The organism is Kitasatospora sp. MBT63 (assembly GCF_000710465.2).
Lineage (GTDB): Bacteria > Actinomycetota > Actinomycetes > Streptomycetales > Streptomycetaceae > Kitasatospora.
The window spans coordinates 5,252-24,494 of sequence record NZ_JAIZ01000345.1; the positions used below are offsets into that span (position 1 = coordinate 5,252).

16 protein-coding genes are annotated in these 19,243 nt (G+C 75.5%); 12 read left to right on the forward strand and 4 right to left on the reverse strand.

Features of this window, described 5'->3' with window-relative positions; all coding sequences use genetic code 11:
* Positions 1–1,287: dihydrolipoamide acetyltransferase family protein (locus AA75_RS20540; RefSeq protein WP_033821601.1), on the forward strand; the 1,287-nt coding region annotated here is incomplete at its 5' end.
* Positions 1,288–1,352: 65 nt separating this feature from the next.
* Here AA75_RS20540 and AA75_RS49560 read toward each other — a convergent pair.
* Positions 1,353–2,240, reverse strand: a complete 888-nt coding sequence (locus AA75_RS49560) for a hypothetical protein (protein WP_051812882.1) — start codon at positions 2,238–2,240, stop codon at positions 1,353–1,355.
* A gap of 194 nt (positions 2,241–2,434) precedes the next feature.
* Between AA75_RS49560 and AA75_RS20550 the strand changes: the two genes are divergently transcribed.
* The 6 genes from AA75_RS20550 to AA75_RS20575 all read left to right on the forward strand — a co-directional run bounded on the left by AA75_RS20550 (position 2,435) and on the right by AA75_RS20575 (position 10,272).
* Positions 2,435–3,676, forward strand: coding sequence for a benzoate/H(+) symporter BenE family transporter (locus AA75_RS20550; protein ID WP_033821602.1), 1,242 nt, complete (start codon positions 2,435–2,437; stop codon positions 3,674–3,676).
* Positions 3,677–3,890: 214 nt separating this feature from the next.
* Positions 3,891–5,393: a peptidoglycan-binding protein gene (locus AA75_RS20555; RefSeq protein WP_051812885.1), complete on the forward strand. Its 1,503-nt coding sequence runs from the start codon at positions 3,891–3,893 to the stop codon at positions 5,391–5,393.
* A complete protein-coding gene (locus AA75_RS20560) occupies positions 5,390–6,124 on the forward strand; it encodes an ABC transporter ATP-binding protein (protein ID WP_051812887.1) in 735 nt (244 codons plus the stop codon). Before AA75_RS20555 ends, AA75_RS20560 begins: the two co-directional genes overlap by 4 nt.
* 1 nt (position 6,125) lies before the next feature.
* A complete protein-coding gene (locus tag AA75_RS20565; protein WP_051812889.1) occupies positions 6,126–7,394 on the forward strand; it encodes an ABC transporter permease in 1,269 nt (422 codons plus the stop codon).
* Between the two features lie 197 nt (positions 7,395–7,591).
* Positions 7,592–8,830 (forward strand): M64 family metallopeptidase, encoded by a 1,239-nt coding sequence (locus tag AA75_RS20570; RefSeq protein ID WP_082526686.1) that lies wholly within the window; start codon positions 7,592–7,594, stop codon positions 8,828–8,830.
* 80 nt (positions 8,831–8,910) lie between these two features.
* Complete coding sequence (locus tag AA75_RS20575) at positions 8,911–10,272, forward strand: nitrate/nitrite transporter (protein ID WP_082526687.1); 1,362 nt, start codon at positions 8,911–8,913, stop codon at positions 10,270–10,272.
* A 37-nt stretch (positions 10,273–10,309) separates the two neighbouring features.
* Here the strand turns inward: AA75_RS20575 and AA75_RS47725 are convergent, their stop codons facing one another.
* Positions 10,310–11,125: a BRO family protein gene (locus tag AA75_RS47725; RefSeq protein ID WP_051812894.1), complete on the reverse strand. Its 816-nt coding sequence runs from the start codon at positions 11,123–11,125 to the stop codon at positions 10,310–10,312.
* Between the two features lie 163 nt (positions 11,126–11,288).
* Positions 11,289–12,122, reverse strand: coding sequence for a maleylpyruvate isomerase family mycothiol-dependent enzyme (locus AA75_RS20585; protein ID WP_033821603.1), 834 nt, complete (start codon positions 12,120–12,122; stop codon positions 11,289–11,291).
* A gap of 167 nt (positions 12,123–12,289) precedes the next feature.
* Here AA75_RS20585 and AA75_RS20590 point away from each other — a divergent pair, with 167 nt between their 5' ends.
* The 3 genes from AA75_RS20590 to AA75_RS20600 all read left to right on the forward strand — a co-directional run bounded on the left by AA75_RS20590 (position 12,290) and on the right by AA75_RS20600 (position 14,982).
* Positions 12,290–13,087: a carbon-nitrogen family hydrolase gene (locus AA75_RS20590; protein WP_033821604.1), complete on the forward strand. Its 798-nt coding sequence runs from the start codon at positions 12,290–12,292 to the stop codon at positions 13,085–13,087.
* A gap of 157 nt (positions 13,088–13,244) precedes the next feature.
* On the forward strand, positions 13,245–14,258 hold the full coding sequence (locus AA75_RS44820; protein ID WP_368666600.1) for a GntR family transcriptional regulator: 1,014 nt from the start codon (positions 13,245–13,247) through the stop codon (positions 14,256–14,258).
* 76 nt (positions 14,259–14,334) lie between these two features.
* Positions 14,335–14,982, forward strand: coding sequence for a hypothetical protein (locus tag AA75_RS20600; protein ID WP_033821605.1), 648 nt, complete (start codon positions 14,335–14,337; stop codon positions 14,980–14,982).
* A gap of 62 nt (positions 14,983–15,044) precedes the next feature.
* Here the strand turns inward: AA75_RS20600 and AA75_RS20605 are convergent, their stop codons facing one another.
* On the reverse strand, positions 15,045–15,818 hold the full coding sequence (locus tag AA75_RS20605) for an SLATT domain-containing protein (RefSeq protein ID WP_051812896.1): 774 nt from the start codon (positions 15,816–15,818) through the stop codon (positions 15,045–15,047).
* 484 nt (positions 15,819–16,302) lie between these two features.
* Here AA75_RS20605 and purD point away from each other — a divergent pair, with 484 nt between their 5' ends.
* A complete protein-coding gene (gene purD, locus AA75_RS20610) occupies positions 16,303–17,553 on the forward strand; it encodes a phosphoribosylamine--glycine ligase (protein ID WP_033821607.1) in 1,251 nt (416 codons plus the stop codon).
* Between the two features lie 488 nt (positions 17,554–18,041).
* Positions 18,042–19,243 (forward strand): hypothetical protein (locus AA75_RS20615; RefSeq protein ID WP_033821618.1); only part of this gene is annotated, 1,202 nt, incomplete at its 3' end.

The window sequence follows — 19,243 nt, forward strand, 5'->3', positions numbered from 1 at the left end:
TTCACCGGCACCGTCGACCAGCTGTTCTTCCCCGAGGGCAGCACGGTCGACGTCGGCACCGCGATCATCTCGGTGGCGGTCGCGGGTGCGGCCCCGGCCGAGCCGGCCGCCCCCGCCCCGGTCGCCGCCGTCGCGGCCCCGGCCGAGACCGAGGCGGTCCCGGAGCGCCGCGAGGTGCTGGTCGGGTACGGGCCGCGGACCGGCGGCACCCAGCGCCGGGCCCGCCGTACGACGGCCGCACCCGCCGCCGCCCCGGTGGCCGCCGCCGTGGTGGCCCCGATCGCGGTTCCGGTGCCCGTGCCGGTGGTTCCGGCGCAGGCGCCGGTCGTCGAAGGGGACCGCCCGCTGGCCAAGCCCCCGGTGCGCAAGCTCGCCAAGGACCTCGGCATCGACCTGCGGACCGTGGTGGCGACCGGTCCCGGCGGGGTGATCACCCGCGAGGACGTGCACTCCGCCGTCGTTCCGGTGGCCCCGCAGGTCGGGATCCCGGTGGTCGAGGCCCCGGCACCGGCCGCCGCGCCCCAGCCGGTGGCGGTGGCCGCCGACGCGGGTGCCGGTTCGGTCGCGGGCTCGGTCCCGGGCGCGGGCGATGTGCGGATCCCGGTCAAGGGCGTCCGCAAGGCGACCGCCGCGGCGATGGTCTCCTCGGCGTTCACCGCGCCGCACGTGACCGAGTTCGTGCAGGTCGACGTGACCCGCACGATGAAGCTGGTGCGCAGGCTCAAGGAGAGCGGCGAGCTGGGCCAGGGCGTGCGGGTCAGCCCGCTGCTGCTGGTCGCCAAGGCGCTGCTGACGGCCATCCGCCGCCACCCCGAGGTCAACGCCAGCTGGGACGAGGCGGCTCAGGAGATCGTCCTCAAGGGCCAGGTCAACCTCGGTATCGCCGCGGCCACCCCGCGCGGTCTGATCGTGCCGAACATCAAGGACGCCGGCTCCCAGACGCTGCCGCAGCTCGCCGTCTCGCTCGGTGATCTGATCGACACGGCGCGGCAGGGCAAGACCTCCCCGGCGGACATGCAGGGCGGCTCGGTGACCATCACCAACGTCGGCGTCTTCGGCGTCGACACCGGCACCCCGATCCTCAACCCGGGCGAGGCGGCCATCCTGGCCTTCGGCGCGGTGCGGGACCTGCCGTGGGTGCACAAGGGCAAGGTGGTGCCGCGCCAGGTCACCACGCTGGCGCTCTCCTTCGACCACCGGCTGGTCGACGGCGAGCTCGGCTCCAAGGTGCTCGCGGACGTCGCGGCCATCCTGGAGCAGCCGAAGCGCCTGATCACCTGGGGCTGACGCCCCCGGAGCACGGCGAAGGGCCCCGTTCCCCGGGCAGGGGAGCGGGGCCCTTCCGCGTCCGGCTACCGCCGGGCGGCCCGGCGGACGGTGTACAGCACGCCGAGGCCGAGCGCGAGGCAGGCGCCGGCCGCGCCGAACAGGAAGCCGGTCGGCGCGGAGGGGCCGGTGGAGGCCAGCTCGGCGGCGGGGGCGGCGGCTGGTGCGGTGGTCGGCGCGACCGGGGACTGGGGTGCGGAGTCCTTGACCGCGGCCGGTACCGCCGCGGGCTTGTCGGCGGCCTCGGTGGCGGCCTTGGTCGGGGTCGCGGTCGGGGTGCCGGCCGGCGCGGCGGGGGCCGGGGCGGGAGCCGGGTGCTCGACGTCGAGGTCGAGGATGTTCGCCTTCCCCTGCTCGGTCCGGCCGGCGTAGATCTGGATCCGGGTCTGGTCCGCCGGGGCGTCCGCGGACAGGCCGACCCGGAACACGAACCGGTGGGCCCGGCCGTCGGCGAGCGGCTCGGCGAGCGCGGAGGTGTCGGTGCTGATCATCGGGTCGCAGCCGTAGCGCATCGCCAGCGGGGTCCACCTGCCGTGGTCCATGACCTCCACCGACAGCTCCTCGATCTTCAGCATGGTGCCGATGCCGTGGCCGCTCGCCCGCTCGTTGTAGAGCGAGAAGGCCGGGGCGACCAGGTCGATCGGCTTGCCGCTGAAGTTGCCCTCCTCGATGCCGATCTCGATCTTCGGGCCGCCCGCGGTGATGGTGGTGGGGGTGGGCGCGACGAAGCCGGTCACCGTGTCGGCCGACCGGAAGCCGAACGCGGTGGCGCTCGGGGCGGCCTTCGCGGGCCGGTCGCCGCAGGCGTGGGCGGTGCCGGCGCCGATGGTCAGGGGAAGCCCGGTACCGAGGGCGAGGGCGGCGACGGTGGCGGCGGAGGAGCGGACAATACGGGAGATAACGGGCGTGCGCATGACAGGGGTCCCCAAGGGCGCTGAAACGGCGGTGTGTTGGCTGAAGGTGTCCGGCGCGTCGGTCCCCCCGGCCGTACCGCCGGTTCCGTTCTCTCCGTGCCCTTCACCCTCATAGACGTCCATCCCCGCCGGGGGTTGCAGGTGGTTCCGACCTTTTCCGGGAACCTCGGACGGCCACCGGGGATACTGCTCGGGTGGCCGACCCGTCGATAGTCCAGCGCCCCGCAGTCGAACCCGCCGAGCCCCCGGCACCGCCCGGCCCACGGCCCTCGCTGCGCCGGGACGTCTCGCTCCCGGCGCTGCTCGCGGGCCTGGTCTGCATCGCGGTGTCCTTCTCCGGCCCGCTGGTGGTGGTGCTCGCGGCCGCCGCCGCGGGCCACCTGGACCAGGCCCGCACGGCGTCCTGGATCTGGGCGGTGTCGATCGGCAGCGGGCTGACCTGCCTGCTGCTGTCCTGGTGGACCAGGACGCCCGTGATCACCGCCTGGTCCACCCCGGGGGCGGCCCTGCTGGTGGGCAGTCTCGGTGCGTACCCGTACCGCGACGCGGTCGGCGCCTTCCTGCTGAGCAGCGCCGTGGTGGCGCTGTTCGGGGTGACCGGGCTGTTCGGCCGGCTGATCCGGGCGATCCCGGCCGGGATCGTCAACGCGATGCTGGCGGGCATCCTGTTCACCTTCGGCGCCGGGATCTTCACCGAACTCCGGGGCGCCCCGGTCCTGGTGCTGGGCTGCTTCGCCGCCTTCCTGCTGGCCAAGCGGCTGGTGCCGCGGTACGCGGTACCGATCGCACTGCTCGCCGGCGCGGTACTGGCGGCGGCCACCGTGGGACTCCCACTCAACCTCGGCGCGGGCGGACCCACGGTGCCGGTCCTCACCGTCCCGGGCTTCTCCTGGGCGGCCGCGGTCGGCCTGGCCCTGCCGCTCACCATCGTGGCGCTCGCCTCCCAGAACGCCCCCGGCCTCGGCATCATGCGGGCCTCGGGCTACCGGCCGGACGACCGGCTGCTGATCGGCGCGACCGGCGGACTGTCCGTGCTGCTGGCGCCGTTCGGCTCCCCCGGGGTCAACCTGGCGGCGATCACCGCGGCCATCTGCACCAGCCCGGAGAGCCACCCGGACCCGCGCCGCCGCTACATCGCGGGGATGTCGGCCGGCGTCCTCTACCTGGTGGTGGGCAGCTTCGGCGGGGTGCTGGTCAGCCTGTTCACCGGCCTGCCGCACGCGCTGATCGCGGTGATCGCGGGGGTCGCCCTGCTCGCCTCCTTCCAGGGCAGCCTGGCGGCCGCCCTCGGGGACGAGAAGGGCCGCGACGCCGCCGTGGTGACCTTCCTCGCCACCGCCTCGGGAATGAGCCTATTCGGTATCGGCGCCGCCTTCTGGGGCCTGCTGCTCGGACTGGCCACCCATCTGCTGCTCCACGCCCGCCGCCGGGCCTGAGCCGTCCGCACCCGGCCGGCCCGCCCGGCGGGTTCGCCGAACGGACCGAATTCGGCCCAACCGGCGGGTAGGCTTTGCCCGTTCGAATGCGGGGGCCGCGAAGGATGCGTAACTGCCGGACCCGCATGCCGAATTGGCAACACGAACGGTATCCGGAAGGCACTTCCGTGACCGGCACTGTCGGGGCGCGTCCGAGCAACCGGGGATCTGGAAATTGAGCGAGCCGAGCGAGCCGGACGAGGTCCGGGACAGCGTCGACGCCCCGACCGCAGGAGCCTCCCGGATGGCCCGGCGCCGGCGGACACTGCTGGCGGTGACCGTGGTCTCGGCGGTGCTGGCCGGTGGTGGCCTGGCCGCGTCCTCGCTGGTCAAATCGCCCGCCGAACGCGCCGCCGACACCGCACCGCCGCCCCTCACCCTGCTCACCGCCCCGGTCACCCGGCAGGTCCTCGCCCAGTCGACGGTCACCCGCGGCCAGGTCTACCCGCCGACCCAGTACAACGTGTCACCGGTGGCGGCCTCGGCCGACGTCACCCAGCTGTACGTCTCCCGGCTCGCGGTCAGGTCCGGTGACCAGGTCGCCAACGGGCAGCTGCTCGCGGAGGTCTCCGGGCAGCCGCTGTTCGTCCTGCGCGGCCCGGTGCCCGCCTACCGGGACATCAAGCCCGGCAGCACCGGCCCCGACGTGGCCGAGCTGCAGGCCGCGCTGGCGCAGCTCGGGTACGGCCGCGGCGGTGACCCGAGCGGCACGTACGGCCCCGGGACCGCCGAGGCCGTCACCGGCCACTACCGGCACCTCGGGTACAGCGCGCCGACCACCGGCGCCGCCACCCAGCAGGCCGTCGACGCCGCCCGCAAGGCGGTCGAGGCCGACCAGCAGGCGGTCGACGCGCTGAAGGCGCAGCAGGCGGCCGGCGCCGCCCCCGCGGGCACCGGCACCGCCGGCGCGTCCGGCTCGGCGGCCCCGCCCGCCGCCGGCCCGGAGCAGCAACTCGCCGCCGCCCGGCGGAAACTGGCCGAGGACCGCGAGACGCTGGCGCAGGCCCAGGCGGTGAACGGCCCGATGGTGCCCGCCGGCGAGGTGGTCTTCCTGCCCGAACTCCCCGCCGTGGTCACCGCGGTGAACGCCCCGGTCGGATCGCCGGTGTCCGGCCCGCTGCTTTCGCTCACCGGCGGGCAGCTGGCGGTGACCGGCCAGCTCGGCCCGGCGCAGGCGGCCGGGATCACCCCGGGGATGGAGGTCGAGATCCTCTCCGAGACGACCGGCCGGACCGTCCGGGGGACCGTCGCCGAGCTGGGCTCCCCGACCACCACGCCACCGGCCGGCCGGGTGATCGCGATCGGCGGACCGGCCGCCGGGTCCGCCGCCGGACCGGCCGGCGCCAACCCGGGCGCCCCGGCCCAGGGCGGCCCGCAGGCCCCCGCGTTCGTGCCGGTGCAGATCGCCCCGGCCGAACCGCTGCCCCCGGCGTTCAGCGGCCAGAACGTCCGGATCACCGTGCTGCGCGGCGCCCGGCCCGAGCCGGTGCTGAGCGTGCCGGTGGCGGCGGTGTTCACCGACGCGGCCGGGCAGACCGCCGTCACCAGGGTGGCCGCCGCCGGCCGGCGGATCACCGTCCCGGTGGCCACCGGGGTCAGCGCCAACGGCTACGTCGGCGTGAACGCCGTCGGCGGCGGGGAGTTGGCCGAGGGCGACCAGGTGGCGGTCGGCCGGTGAGCACACCGCGTACGGCTCCCGAAGCAGCCCCCGAATCAGCCCCCGCGGCCGCTCCGCCCGTCATCCGGCTGGCCGGGGTGGGCCGCAGCCACCCCGGGCCGCCACCGGTCACCGCCCTGCACCCCTGTGATCTGACGATCCGTCAGGGCGAGTACGTGGCGGTCACCGGACCGTCCGGCTCCGGCAAGTCGACGCTGCTGCACCTGCTCGGGCTGCTGGACACCCCGACCACCGGCCACTACGAGCTGGACGGCATCGACACCGCCGGCCTGCGCGACCGGGACCGCTCGGCCCTGCGAGGCCGCCGGATCGGCTTCGTCTTCCAGTCCTTCCACCTGCTCCCGCACCGCACCGCCGAGGAGAACGTGCTGCTGGCCCAGGTCTACAACCGCACCCCGCGGGCGCAGCGCCGGCGGGCCGCCCGGGCGGCGCTGGAGCAGGTCGGACTCGGCCACCGGACGGACGCGCTGCCGACCACGCTGTCCGGTGGCGAACGCCAGCGGGTCGCCATCGCCCGGGCGCTGGTCAACCGGCCCAGCCTGCTGCTGTGCGACGAGCCGACTGGCAACCTGGACTCGGCCAACGCCGCGGCCGTGCTGGAGCGTTTCGACCGGCTGCACCAGGAGGGCTACACCCTGGTGGTGATCACCCATGACCCGGCGGTGGCCGCCCGGGCGCCCCGGGCGGTGCGGATCGCGGACGGGCGGCTGAGCGAGCCGGTGGCGGTCTGAGATGGGCCGGTCCGTGCTGGCCCGGTCCGAGCCGCCCGGGGCGTCGGCCCGGCTGGGCCCCGTCGACCTGGTCGCCGAGGCCCTGGCCGGGGTGCTCCAGCGGCCCGGCCGGTCGGTGCTGACCATGCTCGGCACGGTCCTCGGCATCGGCGCGTTCGTGGCCGTACTCGGACTGACCGCCACCGCTGCCGGGCAGATCGGCCGCCAGTTCGACCTCACCAAGGCGACCACCGTCACGGTCACCGACCACCCGGCGCAGGACGGCCTCGCCCCCGGGGCCAGGCCGCCGACCAGCTTCCCCGCCGACGCCGACGCCCGGGCGGGCGCGATCGACGGGGTCAGTTCGGCGGGCGTCTGGTGGCGGGTGGCCGCGGACGGCCTGCGGATCTCGTCCTCGCCGACCGCCGACGGCACGGCCGGACAGGGCCTGTCGGTGTTCGCCGCGACCCCCGGCGCGGTCGCCGCGATCGGGCCGACGCTGGCCTCCGGGGTGACCCTGGACCGGTACGTCGAGCAGGCCAGGCTGCCGGTGGTGCTGCTCAGCGAGGCGGCCGCCGGCCGGCTCGGGGTGACCCGGCTGGACGCCCAGCCGGCGGTCTTCATCGACGGCCTGCCCTACACCGTGGTCGGCGTCTACCGGGACGTCCAGCGGCTGCCGGACACCCTGCTCGGCCTGATCATCCCCAGCACCACCGCGCTGGACCGCTTCGGCAATCCCGGCCTCGGTGACGAGCAGGCCGCCCACCTGCTGGCCGCCACCCGGACCGGCGCCGCCCCGGTCGTCGCCGCACAGCTGGCGGTGGCGCTGCGCCCGGACGCGGCCGAACGGCTCACCGTCACCCCGCCGCCGGACCCGCACAGCCTCCGGGACCACGTCACCTCCGACCTGACCGGGCTCTTCCTGGCCCTGGCGGCGATCTGCCTGGTGGTGGGGGCGGTCGGGATCGCCAACACCACCCTGGTCGCGGTGCTGGAACGGACCGAGGAGATCGGCCTGCGCCGCTCGCTGGGCGCCCGCACCCACCACATCGCCGCGCAGTTCCTCACCGAGTCCACCGCCCTGGGCACGCTCGGCGGACTGATCGGTACCGGCCTCGGTGTGCTGGTGGTCGTCGCGGTGGCCGCCGTACGGGAGTGGACCGCCGTCCTGCAGCCGCTGGCGACCCTGCCGGCCCCGCTGATCGGCAGCCTGGTCGGGCTGCTGGCCGGCCTGTACCCGGCGGTCCGGGCCGCCCGCACCGACCCGCTGCAGGCGTTGCGCAGCGGCTGAGCCCCCGGCCGGACGGCGCCGCGGACCCCGGCCCTCCGGCCGCTGTCGCGCCGGGGTGCGCCGAACCGGTGAGGCCTTGCTCCCATGGGGCGAACTTCCGTCCGCCGCCGACCGGTCGCGACACGCGCAGGGTACGTCTTCCCGACCACCCCACCCGAGCGCCCCGCCGGGTGACCGGAGCACCGAGGACGACCCGTATGCCGTCTGGCACTCATGGCCGCTTCGTCCGGAGTACCGCAGCGCTGGTGCTGATCTCGGCCGCCGCGCTGCCCGCCGCGCTGGAGCTGGCCGCACCCTCGCCGTCCACGGTGATAGGACCCCCGGCCGGTCCGCTCACCGACCACGCGGCGCCGCCGCGCAGCCCCCAGCAGGCGGACCTGCGGGCACCCGGGACCGCACCGACCGTCGACATAAGGCGCTCCGGTGACCCGGCCAACCGGATCACCCTGGTCCTGCTCGGCGACGGGTACACCGAGGACCAGCAGGTGATGTTCCGGGACCAGGCGGACCGGGCCTGGCACGCGCTGATGGAGATCGAGCCGTTCCGCAGCTACCAGGGCTACTTCAACATAAGGCGGGTCGACGTGGTGTCCCCGTCCTCCGGCATCGCCGAGGGCGAGAGCGGCAGCCGGAGCGTGAGCACCCCGCTCGGCATGCACTTCTGGTGCGAGGGCACCGCCCGGCTGCTGTGCGCCGACGAGTCCGCCACCGCCCGGTACGCGGGCGAGGGCGACGGGCCGCAGTACCTGATCGCACTGGCCAACTCCAGCGAGTACGGCGGCGCGGGCGGCACCGGGGTGACCACCCTGTCCGGCGGCAGCCCGGACGCCGGGCGGATCCTCCAGCACGAGATCGGGCACACCGTGGGCGAGCTCGGCGACGAGTACGACAGCGCCCCGGACGACGGCGGCTACCCCAACCTCTCCACCGTCGACGCCGAGGAGATGCGGCGCACCAAGGTGAAGTGGTGGCGCTGGCTGGACGCGCAGTCGCCGGACGGCGGCGGCACCGTCGGCGCGTACCGCAGCGCCAACGGGCTCTACCGGCCCACCGAGGACTCGGTGATGCGCACCCTGGGCGGCACCTACAACCTGCCCTCCCGGGAGGCGATCCTGGAGCAGATCTACCGGCGGGTCCGCCCGGTGGACGCGCCCAGCCCGGCGCCCGGCACGGTGAGCGGCCCGACCCGGCTGACCGTGCACCCGCTGCAGCTGGTCGGGGCGCGGCAGCTGAAGGTGGACTGGACGGTGGACGGGGTGGCGGTGGAACCGCAGGCCCCCGACCGGACCTGGCTGGACACGGCGATGCTGCCGCTGGCCCCCGGTCAGAAGGCCACCGTGAAGGCCACCGTCACCGACACCACCGACTGGGTGCGCGACGAGGCCTTCCGGGACGAGTTCATGACGCGTTCGGTGAGCTGGACCGTGACCGGCTGAGCGGCGGCCCGCCGCCCCCGCGCGCCCGGCCCGACCCTGCGGAATAGATCATTTGATGGGATGACTAGCCTGGGGTCACTATGACCGTGGACCCCGTGGGCACCGTCCGCTCCGTATCCGTACCCGGCCCCGGGCCCGCCGAGGCGTCCACGACCGCGCCGCCACCGGCCCTGCCGGGGCCGCCCGGCGGACGGGCCGCCTGGCTGGCCTGGGCGATCGGCTGCACGGTGTACGTGCTGGCGGTGGTGCACCGCACCAGCCTCGGGGTCGCCGGACTGGACGCCACCGAGCGGTTCGGGATCGGCGCCTCGGCGCTCTCCACCTTCTCCATCCTCCAGGTGCTGGTCTACGCGGCCATGCAGATCCCGGTCGGCCTGCTGGTCGACCGCTTCGGACCGCGCCGGGTGCTGCTGCTGGGCGTCCTGCTGATGAGCGCCGGCCAGCTGGCGTTCGCGCTCAGCACCTCGTTCGGGCCGGCGCTCGGCTCCCGGGCGGTGCTCGGCTGCGGCGACGCGATGACCTTCATCAGCGTGCTGCGGATCGCCGCCCGCTGGTTCCCGGCCGCCCGCAACCCGCTGGTCGCCCAGCTGACCGGACTCGCCGGGATGGGCGGCAACCTGGTCACCACCGTGGTGCTCGCCGAGGCCCTGCACCGGGAGGGCTGGACCTTCTCGTTCGGGGTGATCGCGGTGGCCGGCGTGGCGGTCGCGGCGCTGGTCGCGCTCGGGCTGCGGGAGGGCCCGGAGACCGGGGCCGCAGGCGGGGCCGCCGCTGCCGCCACCACCGGGCCGCGCCCGTCCGTCCGCCGGCAGATCCGCGACTCCTGGCAGGAACCGGGCACCCGGCTCGGCATGTGGGTCCACTTCACCACCGCCTTCCCCGCCTCGGCCTTCGGCCTGCTCTGGGGACTCCCCTACCTGGTCGAGGGCCAGGGCATGAGCCGGGGCGAGGCCGGCGGACTGCTCACCCTGCTGGTGTTCAGCAACATGGCCTTCGCACTGGTCTTCGGCCGGCTGGTCTCCCGGACACCCGCCACCCGGATGCCGATCACCCTCAGCGTCATCACCGCCACCGCACTGTGCTGGGCGCTCGCGCTGGCCTGGCCGGCCGGACACCCGCCGCTGTGGCTGCTGGTGGTCCTGCTGGTGGTGATGGGCAGCAACGGCCCCGCCTCGCTGGTCGGCCTCGACTACGCCCGCTCGTACAACCCGGCTCAGCGGCTGGGCACCGCCTCCGGCATCGCCAACATGGGCGGTTTCATCGGCGCCATGCTCACCCTGCTGGGCATCGGCGTCCTGCTCGACGCGTTCTCGGACGGCGCCGGGTACACCGCGGACACCTACCGGTGGGCGTTCTGCTGGCAGTTCCTGCCGCTCGCAGGCGGCACGCTGATGATCCTGCGGCTGCGCCGGGCGGTCAGGCGGGCGGGCCGGCCCGCCTGACCGCGGTCCGGGCCGCAGCCCGCCGCTACGGTCCGCGCTACAGCTCGCCGGCCGCGCGGAGCAGGGCGGCGATCCCGGCGGCATCGCCGTGGATCCGGGCCCGGCCGAGCTCACAGGTGAGCGGCCCGGAGCCGCGGGGTTCGCGGCTCGGCGGACGCGGCGACGCCAGCCGGCGGGCCAGGTCCACCATCTTGAGCCGGCCGCAGCGCACCAGCGCCCGGCCGCCCCTGATCCCGACCCGCTCGACGCTCCGGCACTCGTAGTACGGGCCGAACGGTGGCCCGCTGTCCTCGCCGGGGCCGGGGACCACGAACGCCATCTCGCCGTGCCGGCAGTGCACCGTCCCGTCCGAGCGGAGGTGGACGCCCTCGTGGTCGTCCCGGTCGACCTCCGCCAGAACCTCCACCCGTTGGCCGATCGCCTCGGCGAGGCTCTCCGCCATCCGGCGCTGCTGCTGCGGCACGTCCGTGTCGCCCCGCCGGATCGACGGCAGCAGCTCACCGGTGACCCAGTCCTGGAACGGCCGGGCGGCCGGCTTGTCGGAGCGCAGCACGAGGCGGTAGAGACCCGCCTCGCTGATCACCCCGATCATCGGGTTCCTACCCTCGTAGGGTTTCTGACCTGCGGAAACCTGCATACCCTCGGTCACACCTAGGGTTGCCAGCCGCAGGTCCACCACCCTGGCGAGACCTGTGGGCAGGCCCGCGGCGGTGTCGCTGGGGTTCTTCCTCCCCAGCACCTTGCACACGTCCGCCGTGACGAACCACGGCTCGCCGTCGATCATGACGACCCGGATCGGCTGCCCGGTGACCGGGAAGCTCGTCCTGACCAACACCATGTCGGCGTCGTTCATCCGCCGCCCCTCCTTCACTCGTGGTGACGGGCCGACCGGGACAACGAGGCCGGACGGACGGCGTACCGGCACCGCGCGGACGAACGGGAGTGCGGAGCGCGGACCCCGGCGTGCGGCCCGGGGCCTACATCCGGCCGGATGTAACGGCCGGTGGTGGGGATGATCAGGGCGTCAGTGCGAAGTTGGCCAGCACCCGGGCGGCCAGCTCGGTGTCGCCGTTGACCCGGACCGCGCCGCCCACCGCCTGCGGCCGGACCCGCCCGCAGGCGAGCCGGACGTAGGTCTCCCAGTCGAGGGTGAGCCGGACGTCCGGGGCGAGGGTGACCGAGGCGTCGACGGCGGCGCGGCCGGCCTCGTCCACCCGCACGGTGCGCTGGAACTCCATCGGTCCGGTCACGTCGACGACGACCGCTGCGCCGGCCGGCGCCCCGGCCAGCTTGGCCACCACCCGGGGCAGGCCCTCGACCAGGAAGTCGCGGGTGACCGCGGCGGCGGGCGAGTCCAGGTTGCCCGGGGTGCCCAGCGCGCGGCGCAGGTCCTGCTCGTGCACCCAGACGTCGAACGCCCGGGTCCGCAGCAGCTGGCTGTAGGGGACGTCCCGGGAGAGCGGCCCGGCCGGCCAGCGGACCAGGTCGTCGGGGCCCTGCTTGGCACCCCGCAGGGCCCGGCTGCGCCGGATGACGGTGTACTCCAGCTCGCCGGTCAGCTCGACGGGCGTGTGGCAGCGCCGCTTGTCGACCGGCAGCTCCATGTACCGGGCGAACTCGCCGGTGACGTGCCGCAGGTCGCGCGGGAGGGAGTGGATCGGCCGGGGGTCGCCGAGCAGCTCGGACTCGACGCCGATGATGTGGGAGACCACGTCCCGGACCGACCAGCCGGGGCACTCGGTGGGCCGGTTCCACGCGTCGGTGGGCAGCGCGGCCAGCAGCTCGGATATCGACTCGATGGAGTGGAGCCACGCGTCGGTGTACGCCTGCACGGTCTGGTTCTCCGTCACGGGAATCTCCGGTCCTCCGTCAGCTTCCGTCCCGCGCGGCCCGGGAGTGAGGGGGAGACTCCTGAGCTTCCGGGCGCACGCGCTACCCGCACGTTACGCTGCCGGGTGACAGCAGGGCAGCGCTTTCGGGTGATGATCGTAGGACTCTTGCCGTGGACGGTGGTACTGTGCGCGCTTCTTTGATCCAACTCGCGGTCTCCGACTCCGAGCCGGCCGCCGAACGGCGGGCCAGGGCCGCTGCTCTGGTCCGGGCCCAGGAAGGGGCGGACCTGGTGGTCCTGCCCGAGCTCTGGCCGCTGGGCGGGTTCGCCTACGAGTCCTGGGGCGCCGGGGCGGAGACGCTGGACGGCCCTACCGTGGAGACCATGTCGGCCGCCGCCGCGGCGGCCGGGGTCTGGCTGCACGCGGGTTCGATCGTCGAGCGCGATCCGGACGGCCCGATCTACAACACCTCGCTGCTGTTCGCCCCCGACGGCGAGCTGGCGCACACCTACCGGAAGATCCACCGCTTCGGTTTCGACAGCGGCGAGGCGGTGGTGATGGGCGCCGGGCAGGAGATCGTCACCGCCGCCACCGACCTCGGCCGGCTCGGCCTCGCCACCTGCTACGACCTGCGCTTCCCCGAGCTGTTCCGGGCCCTGCTGGACGCCGGCGCCGAACTGCTGGTGGTCCCGGCCGCCTGGCCGGCCCGCCGCCGCGAGCACTGGACCCTGCTCGCCCGGGCCCGCGCGGTCGAGGAGCAGGCGTACGTACTGGCCTGCAACACCGCGGGCACCCACGGCGGGGTCGAGCAGGCCGGGCACAGCCTGGTGGTCGATCCCTGGGGACGGGTGCTGGCGGAGGCCGGCACCGAGGAGGAGGTGATCACCGTGGAGTTCGACCCCGCGGAGGTGGCCAAGGCCAGATCGGAATTCCCCGTGCACCGGGACCGGCTGCTCGGCATCCCGGCACCGGTCCAGCGCTGACCGCCCGCCCGGCCCCGACCGTCCGTCCCGCCCGGGGGCGCCGGCCGGCGCCCGGGCCGCTCCCTACCGTGCTTGACATGCCCGGCCGGGGTGTGCGCAACTTCTGAGAAGGTGAGCCTGCGTCGCGTTCAGGCCGGTGGAGGAGGGGGAGGTCGGGGTGCCCGAGTCGAGCATGTCCGGGTCCGGCCCCGGCCGTACCCTGCAGGGCTTCGGCGTACCGGGCTTCGGCCTGCCCGGGGCCGGCCTGGCCGGCGGCCCGGACGGCCGGGCCGCGATCAAGCGCAACAGCCTGCGCGAGCAGATCGCGGAGGCGCTGCGCGAGGAGATGATGGCCGGCCGCCTCCCGGCGGGCCGCAACTTCACCGTCAAGGAGATCGCCGACCTGTACGGCGTCTCGGCCACCCCGGCCCGGGAGGCACTGGTCGACCTGGCCGCCCAGGGACTGCTCCGGGCCGAGCACCACCGCGGCTTCACCGTCCCCGAGTTCGGCTGGGCCGACTTCCTGGAGATCTTCGAGGCCAGGACCCTGCTCACCGACAGCGCGATCCGCCAGCTGCTGGTCCGCGCCCCCGGGTACGACTGGGGCCGGCTGCCCTCGCTGCGCCGCCGGGCCGTCGCCGCCACCCAGGCCTCCCGGGCCGGGCAGCTGGACGTGCTGGTCGGGTGCGACCTGCGGTTCTGGCAGGAGGCGGCGGCGCTGCTCGGCAACGCCCGGATCGCCGAGTACCTCGGCTGGCTGCGGGTGCAGTCGTGGATGTTCGCGGCGCCGTACCTGCGGGCGGCGGGCGATCTCGGCGGCGTCTGCTGGGACCGCCACGGCGAACTGGTGGACCGGATCGAGGAACGGGACGTGACCGGCGCCAAGCGCGTGGTCAACGAGTACAACGTCTTCACCGTGGAGCTGCTGGCCCGGCTGACCGGCCAGCCGCTGGAGTCGGTCTCGGTGCTGGCGCTGCTGCGCGACGCACCGGACGCCGGGCCGCCCGGACTCCCGCCGGCGTCGGCCGGATCCGAGCGGGACGAGCGGGTGGAGCGGGTGGAGCCGTCCGTCGGCCGGGCCGGGCCGGGCCTCGGCCGGGTGCCGCAGCCGCGCTTCGTCCCGCCGGGCCGGTTCGGGCGCCCGCTGCGGCTGCCGCAGCCGGAGAACGGGGAGCCGGCGCCGGGCCGGTAGGGTGGGCGGTCATTGTCCGCCCGCCGACGGTGCCCCGCGCACCGGCGCCCGCCCACCGGAGAGGGTGAGCCGGCCCATGGCCTGCGACCTCTGGCTCGTCCCGCTCGTGGACGTCCTGACCAACAGCCCGGAGAACCCGTTCCGGGACGACCTGGTCCGCTACAACGCGGTGCTCGCCGCCCACGGACTGCCCGAAGTCCCGGTCTACCAGTACGTACCGGGGATCAGCGGGGAGGTCGAGCCGATAGCCGCGTTCGACTACGACTCGCTGCACTTCCTGCGCCGGGCCTACATGCTGGGCCTCACCGGTTTCGAGATCACCCCGGTGGACGCGCTCGGCGGCGACTACGAGCAGCTGCTGGAGATGTTCGAGTCCACCGCCGAACAGTCCCACCTGGTCTGGCACTTCGACCACGCGGGCGCCTACGTGCCGGTCGACTTCCAGCTGCCGCTGGTGGACGACGGCCTGCTGGTGGCCGGCGGCCCGCTCGGCTCCTCGTTCGGGCTGCTGCGCGAACTCCAGGCGGTGGCGCCGGTGCTGGGCATCGACGTGCTCAACCCGCCGGCCCCCACCCGCCCGCTCGGCCCGACCGAGCTGCAGCAGCCGTTCGGGCCGCCGCTGGACGACCTGCACCCGTACGCCCGCGAGCGGCACGCCTGGGCCGGGCTGTACGCGGCCGCCACCAGGAGCGTCACCCAGGGCTCCATGGTGGTCTTCGCCTGACCGGCCGGGCCCGGCCCTCCGGGCCCGCCGGCGCGCACCCCGGCCCGGCCGGGGCGCGCGGCTCAGCGCAGCGGGCCCTCCGGCGGCCGCTGGCGCGGCATGGTCGGCCGGGTGCCCGGCGGCGGCAGCACCCGTACCTGGGCGCCCACCCCGATCTCGCTGCGGCCGCCCCACAGGCCCGGTGCCTGGGTCGGCAGCTGGGTCATCGAGGCCCGGAACTCCAGCATCCACTCCGAGGTCTCGCTGCGGACCATGTCCGAGACGTCCTCGCAGAACCGGCGCAGCACGCCGAGGCAGCGCTCGGCGGCCTCGCCGGCGGTGCCCTCGGTGGGGCCGAGCACCTCACGGACGCACTCCGAGGCCCAGTCGAACTGGAAGGCCTCCAGGCGGCGCTGGAGCGCCTGCGCGGTGGAGACGTCCCGCATCCAGCCCGAGGTCAGCCCGAAGGCGCGGTCGGCCAGCAGGCAGGCCGCCGACAGCGCCAGTCCGACGTACCCCCACTCGGCCGCCCGGTCCAGCACGCCGGTCAGCGCGACCAGCGGGCCGCTCACCCCGGCGACCGCGAAGGCCGCCGCGCCGAAGCGCAGCAGCCGGGCCCAGCGGCGCTTCCAGATCCGGTCCCGCCGGTACCAGTCGATCGCCTCGACCGCCCGCTCCTCGGACCAGCGGTAGAGCTCCTCCAGCCGCTCGGCGGGCTCGCCCCAGTCCCCGAGCGGGAACTGGCGCGCACTCAGGTCGGCGCGGCGGCGCGTGGGGGCGCGCCGCGCGGCGACGGGCAGGGCGGGCTGGTCCTCCTCGCCGACGTCCTTGCCCCAGGCACTCTCCTCGGGCTGCATTTCCGGCTGGCTCACCTGTGGCGCTCCCTGTGGCGGGGTGACTGCGGCGGTCCGGAGGGTACCGGGACCGACAGTGTGTGGATCTGATGCTGCATCGGTCCGACGGCCGGTCCGGCCGGCTCGGGTCCGGCCCGGTCCGACGCCGCGTGCGGGTGCGGGCCGCCCATGGTGTCGTGTCCCGGCGCGCGGCCGGGCATCGGTCCAACAGCACTTCTTACCGCCAAATGGCTGACCGTGGGGGCGCTTCGGCGGTGATCGTTATCGGAATTCACCTCCGGAACACGAGGTGGGAGGGTTGCGGCGGGTGGCGAGATTTCACCCTTCCGAGCGAGGCGTGCGCGGCGCCGGTCACTGACCTGGGGGCCTGCCGGAGCGGGCCGGCTGGAGGTTCGCACAAAACCTGGGCCGGAATCGCCCGCCCGGTTCGGAGCTTCGGACGGAGCCGGGAGCGGCCGCCGAACGGCCACCGACTACCCTTCCAGACGTGAAGGTCCTCGTCATCGGCGGCGGCGCCCGCGAACACGCCCTGTGCCGCTCCCTGTCCCAAGATCCCGCCGTCAGCGAGCTGCACTGCGCCCCGGGCAACGCCGGGATCGCGCAGGTGGCGACGGTCCACCCGGTCGACCAGCTGGACGGGGCGGCCGTCGCCGCCCTGGCCCGGCAGCTCACCGCCGACCTGGTCGTGGTCGGCCCGGAGGCCCCGCTGGTCGCGGGCGTCGCCGACGCCGTGCGCGCGGCCGGCATCCCGGTCTTCGGGCCCTCCGCGGCCGCCGCCCGGCTGGAGGGCTCCAAGGCCTTCGCCAAGGACGTGATGGCCGGCGCGGGGGTCCCCACCGCCCGCGCCTACGTCTGCACCACCCCCGCCGAGGCCGCCGAGGCCCTGGACGCCTTCGGCGCCCCCCACGTGGTCAAGGACGACGGCCTGGCGGCCGGCAAGGGCGTCGTGGTCACCTCCGACCGCGAGGCCGCCCTCGCCCACGCCGCCGCCTGCGGGCAGGTGGTCATCGAGGAGTTCCTGGACGGCCCCGAGGTCTCGCTGTTCGCGATCACCGACGGCGAGACCGTGCTGCCGCTGGTGCCCGCGCAGGACTTCAAGCGCGCGCTGGACGGCGACGAGGGCCCCAACACCGGCGGCATGGGCGCCTACTCGCCGCTGCCGTGGGCCCCCGCGGGCCTGGTGCAGGAGGTCCTGGAGACGGTCCTGCAGCCGACCGTGGACGAGCTGCGCCGCCGCGGCACCCCCTTCTCCGGCCTGCTCTACGCGGGTCTCGCGCTGACCTCGCGCGGCACCCGGGTGATCGAGTTCAACGCGCGCTTCGGCGACCCGGAGACCCAGGTGGTGCTGGCCCGGCTGGAGACCCCGCTGGCGGGCGTCCTGCTGGCCGCCGCCACCGGCACCTTGGACACCCTGGAGCCGCTGCGCTGGCACGACGGCGCCGCCGTCACCGTGGTGCTGGCCTCCGAGGGCTACCCGGCCGACCCGCGCACCGGTGACGTGATCGAGGGCCTGGACGAGGCGGACGCCGCCGACGGCACCGCGTACGTGCTGCACGCCGGGACCCGGGCGGACCAGGACGGCCGGGTGCTCACCGCGGGCGGCCGGGTGCTGTCCGTCACGGCGATCGGCACCGACCTGGCCGAGGCCCGCGACCGGGCGTACCGGGGGGTGGCCAGGATCGGCTTCAAGGGCGCCCAGCACCGCACCGACATCGCGCGCGAGGCCGCCGCCGGCTGACCCGCGCCACCCGCGCCGACCAGGGCGCCGCCACCGGGCCACCCGTCCGGCGGCGGCGCCCTGCGGATTTCCCGGGGCCCGCCCCGGGCGCGGCCGGCGCAGGATTTCCCCTCCATCGGGTGACTCCTTGGGTATCCGGCTGACGGGACGCCGCGGACCGCCGTAGGGTGCGCTGGATCGCCGCGACCTGCTGGGAGCCGCTGCGGACGCCGCCGGTGGCGGCCCCGTGCCGGGGGGATGCTGGGGCCGCTGGTGTGCGGGCGCCGTCACCAGGACGGGTGGAAACCCAGGCGATCCGGAACACGCAACCGCACGCGGGCGTCAAAACTGTCAGAAGTGCCGCGCAAGATGCACAACCGGGGGCCGGCTCCGCCGTTTCCCGTTCGGATATTGATCGTTTCCGAGAGGTCTCGGGTGCCCCGACCGATGGTCCCCCGGACCACCGGCCGACCCGGCAGCCGAGCGCCGCGAAGGGGGTGTCGCGCCGTATGGCCGCTGCTCACGCTGCCCGCGCACGTGCCCAGGCCGTGCTGAGGGTCCGTGGACTGGCCCTGGGCGCCGCCGTGCTGCCCGCCGCCCTCGGCGCGGTGCTGCTCGCCGGCCGGACCACCGGCCGGATCGGGGCACCCGGCTCGCCGGACGCGCCCTGGTGGGACGCGATCCGCTGGGCCGTCCTCGGCGTCGCCGCCGTCACCCTGCTGCTGGCCGGCCTGGTGGCCCGCTCCCAGCTGCGGGCCGAGCCGCCCGTCACCCCCGCCGTCCCGCTGCCGCAGACGGCCGCCCCAGAGCTCCACCGCCTGATCGGCGAGCTCGCCGACCGGCTCGACGTCCCCGCCCCGTCCGGAATCTCGCTCACCCCGGACTGCGACAGCTGGCTGGAGGACGGCCGCCCGCCCCGCGGCGGACGCCGCGCCACGCCCCCCGCCCCCGTCCTGGTGATCGGCTCGCCCTTCCTGTGGTGGATGCGCGCCGCCGAGCTGCGCGCCCTGCTCGCTCCCGTGGTGGCCGGGGCCGCGGCCTCCGCCGACCCGGAGATCGCCGCCGCCCGCCGCTTCGTCCGCGGGCTGGACGCCGCCCTCGGCACCCGCCACCGCGGCCCCGCCGCCCTGATCGACCGGATCAACCGCCTGCTGCTCGCCGCCTGCCGCCACCACTCCGCCGAACTCGAGCGGGCCGTCGCCGGCTGGGCCTCCGAACAGGCCAAGGCCGTCGACTACGGCCTGCGGATCGCCGCCCAGGAACAGGTCGGCCTCGCCTACGCCGGCTGGGACCGGCTGCTCACCCGGGTCGCCCTGCCCGCCTGGCGGCTCGGCCGCCACCCCGCCCACCTGAACGCCGGCGTGGTCTCCGCCCTCACCGAGCTCTCCCGCCGCGACCGCCTCGCCGACGGCTACGGCAGCCGGCTCGGCGACCGCCCCGCCTGCGACCTGCTCGAGGAGCCCGGCCTGGTGGACGAGGCGGTCTCGCTGGTCGCCGCCGGCCTGCTGCACGAACCGCCCGAGGGCGGCTGGCAGCCGCTGGACTGGACCGACTACCCGGCCGAGGTGGTCGACCGCGGCTGGCGGGCACAGGCCGTCGCCCTGCAGGCGGCGCTGGACGGCGCCGGCCCGGCCGGCCCCGCCGCCGCCCCCACCCTGACCCGGCTGCTGGCCCGGCTCGCCGCCGGCGGGAGCGAGGCGCTGGCCGCCGC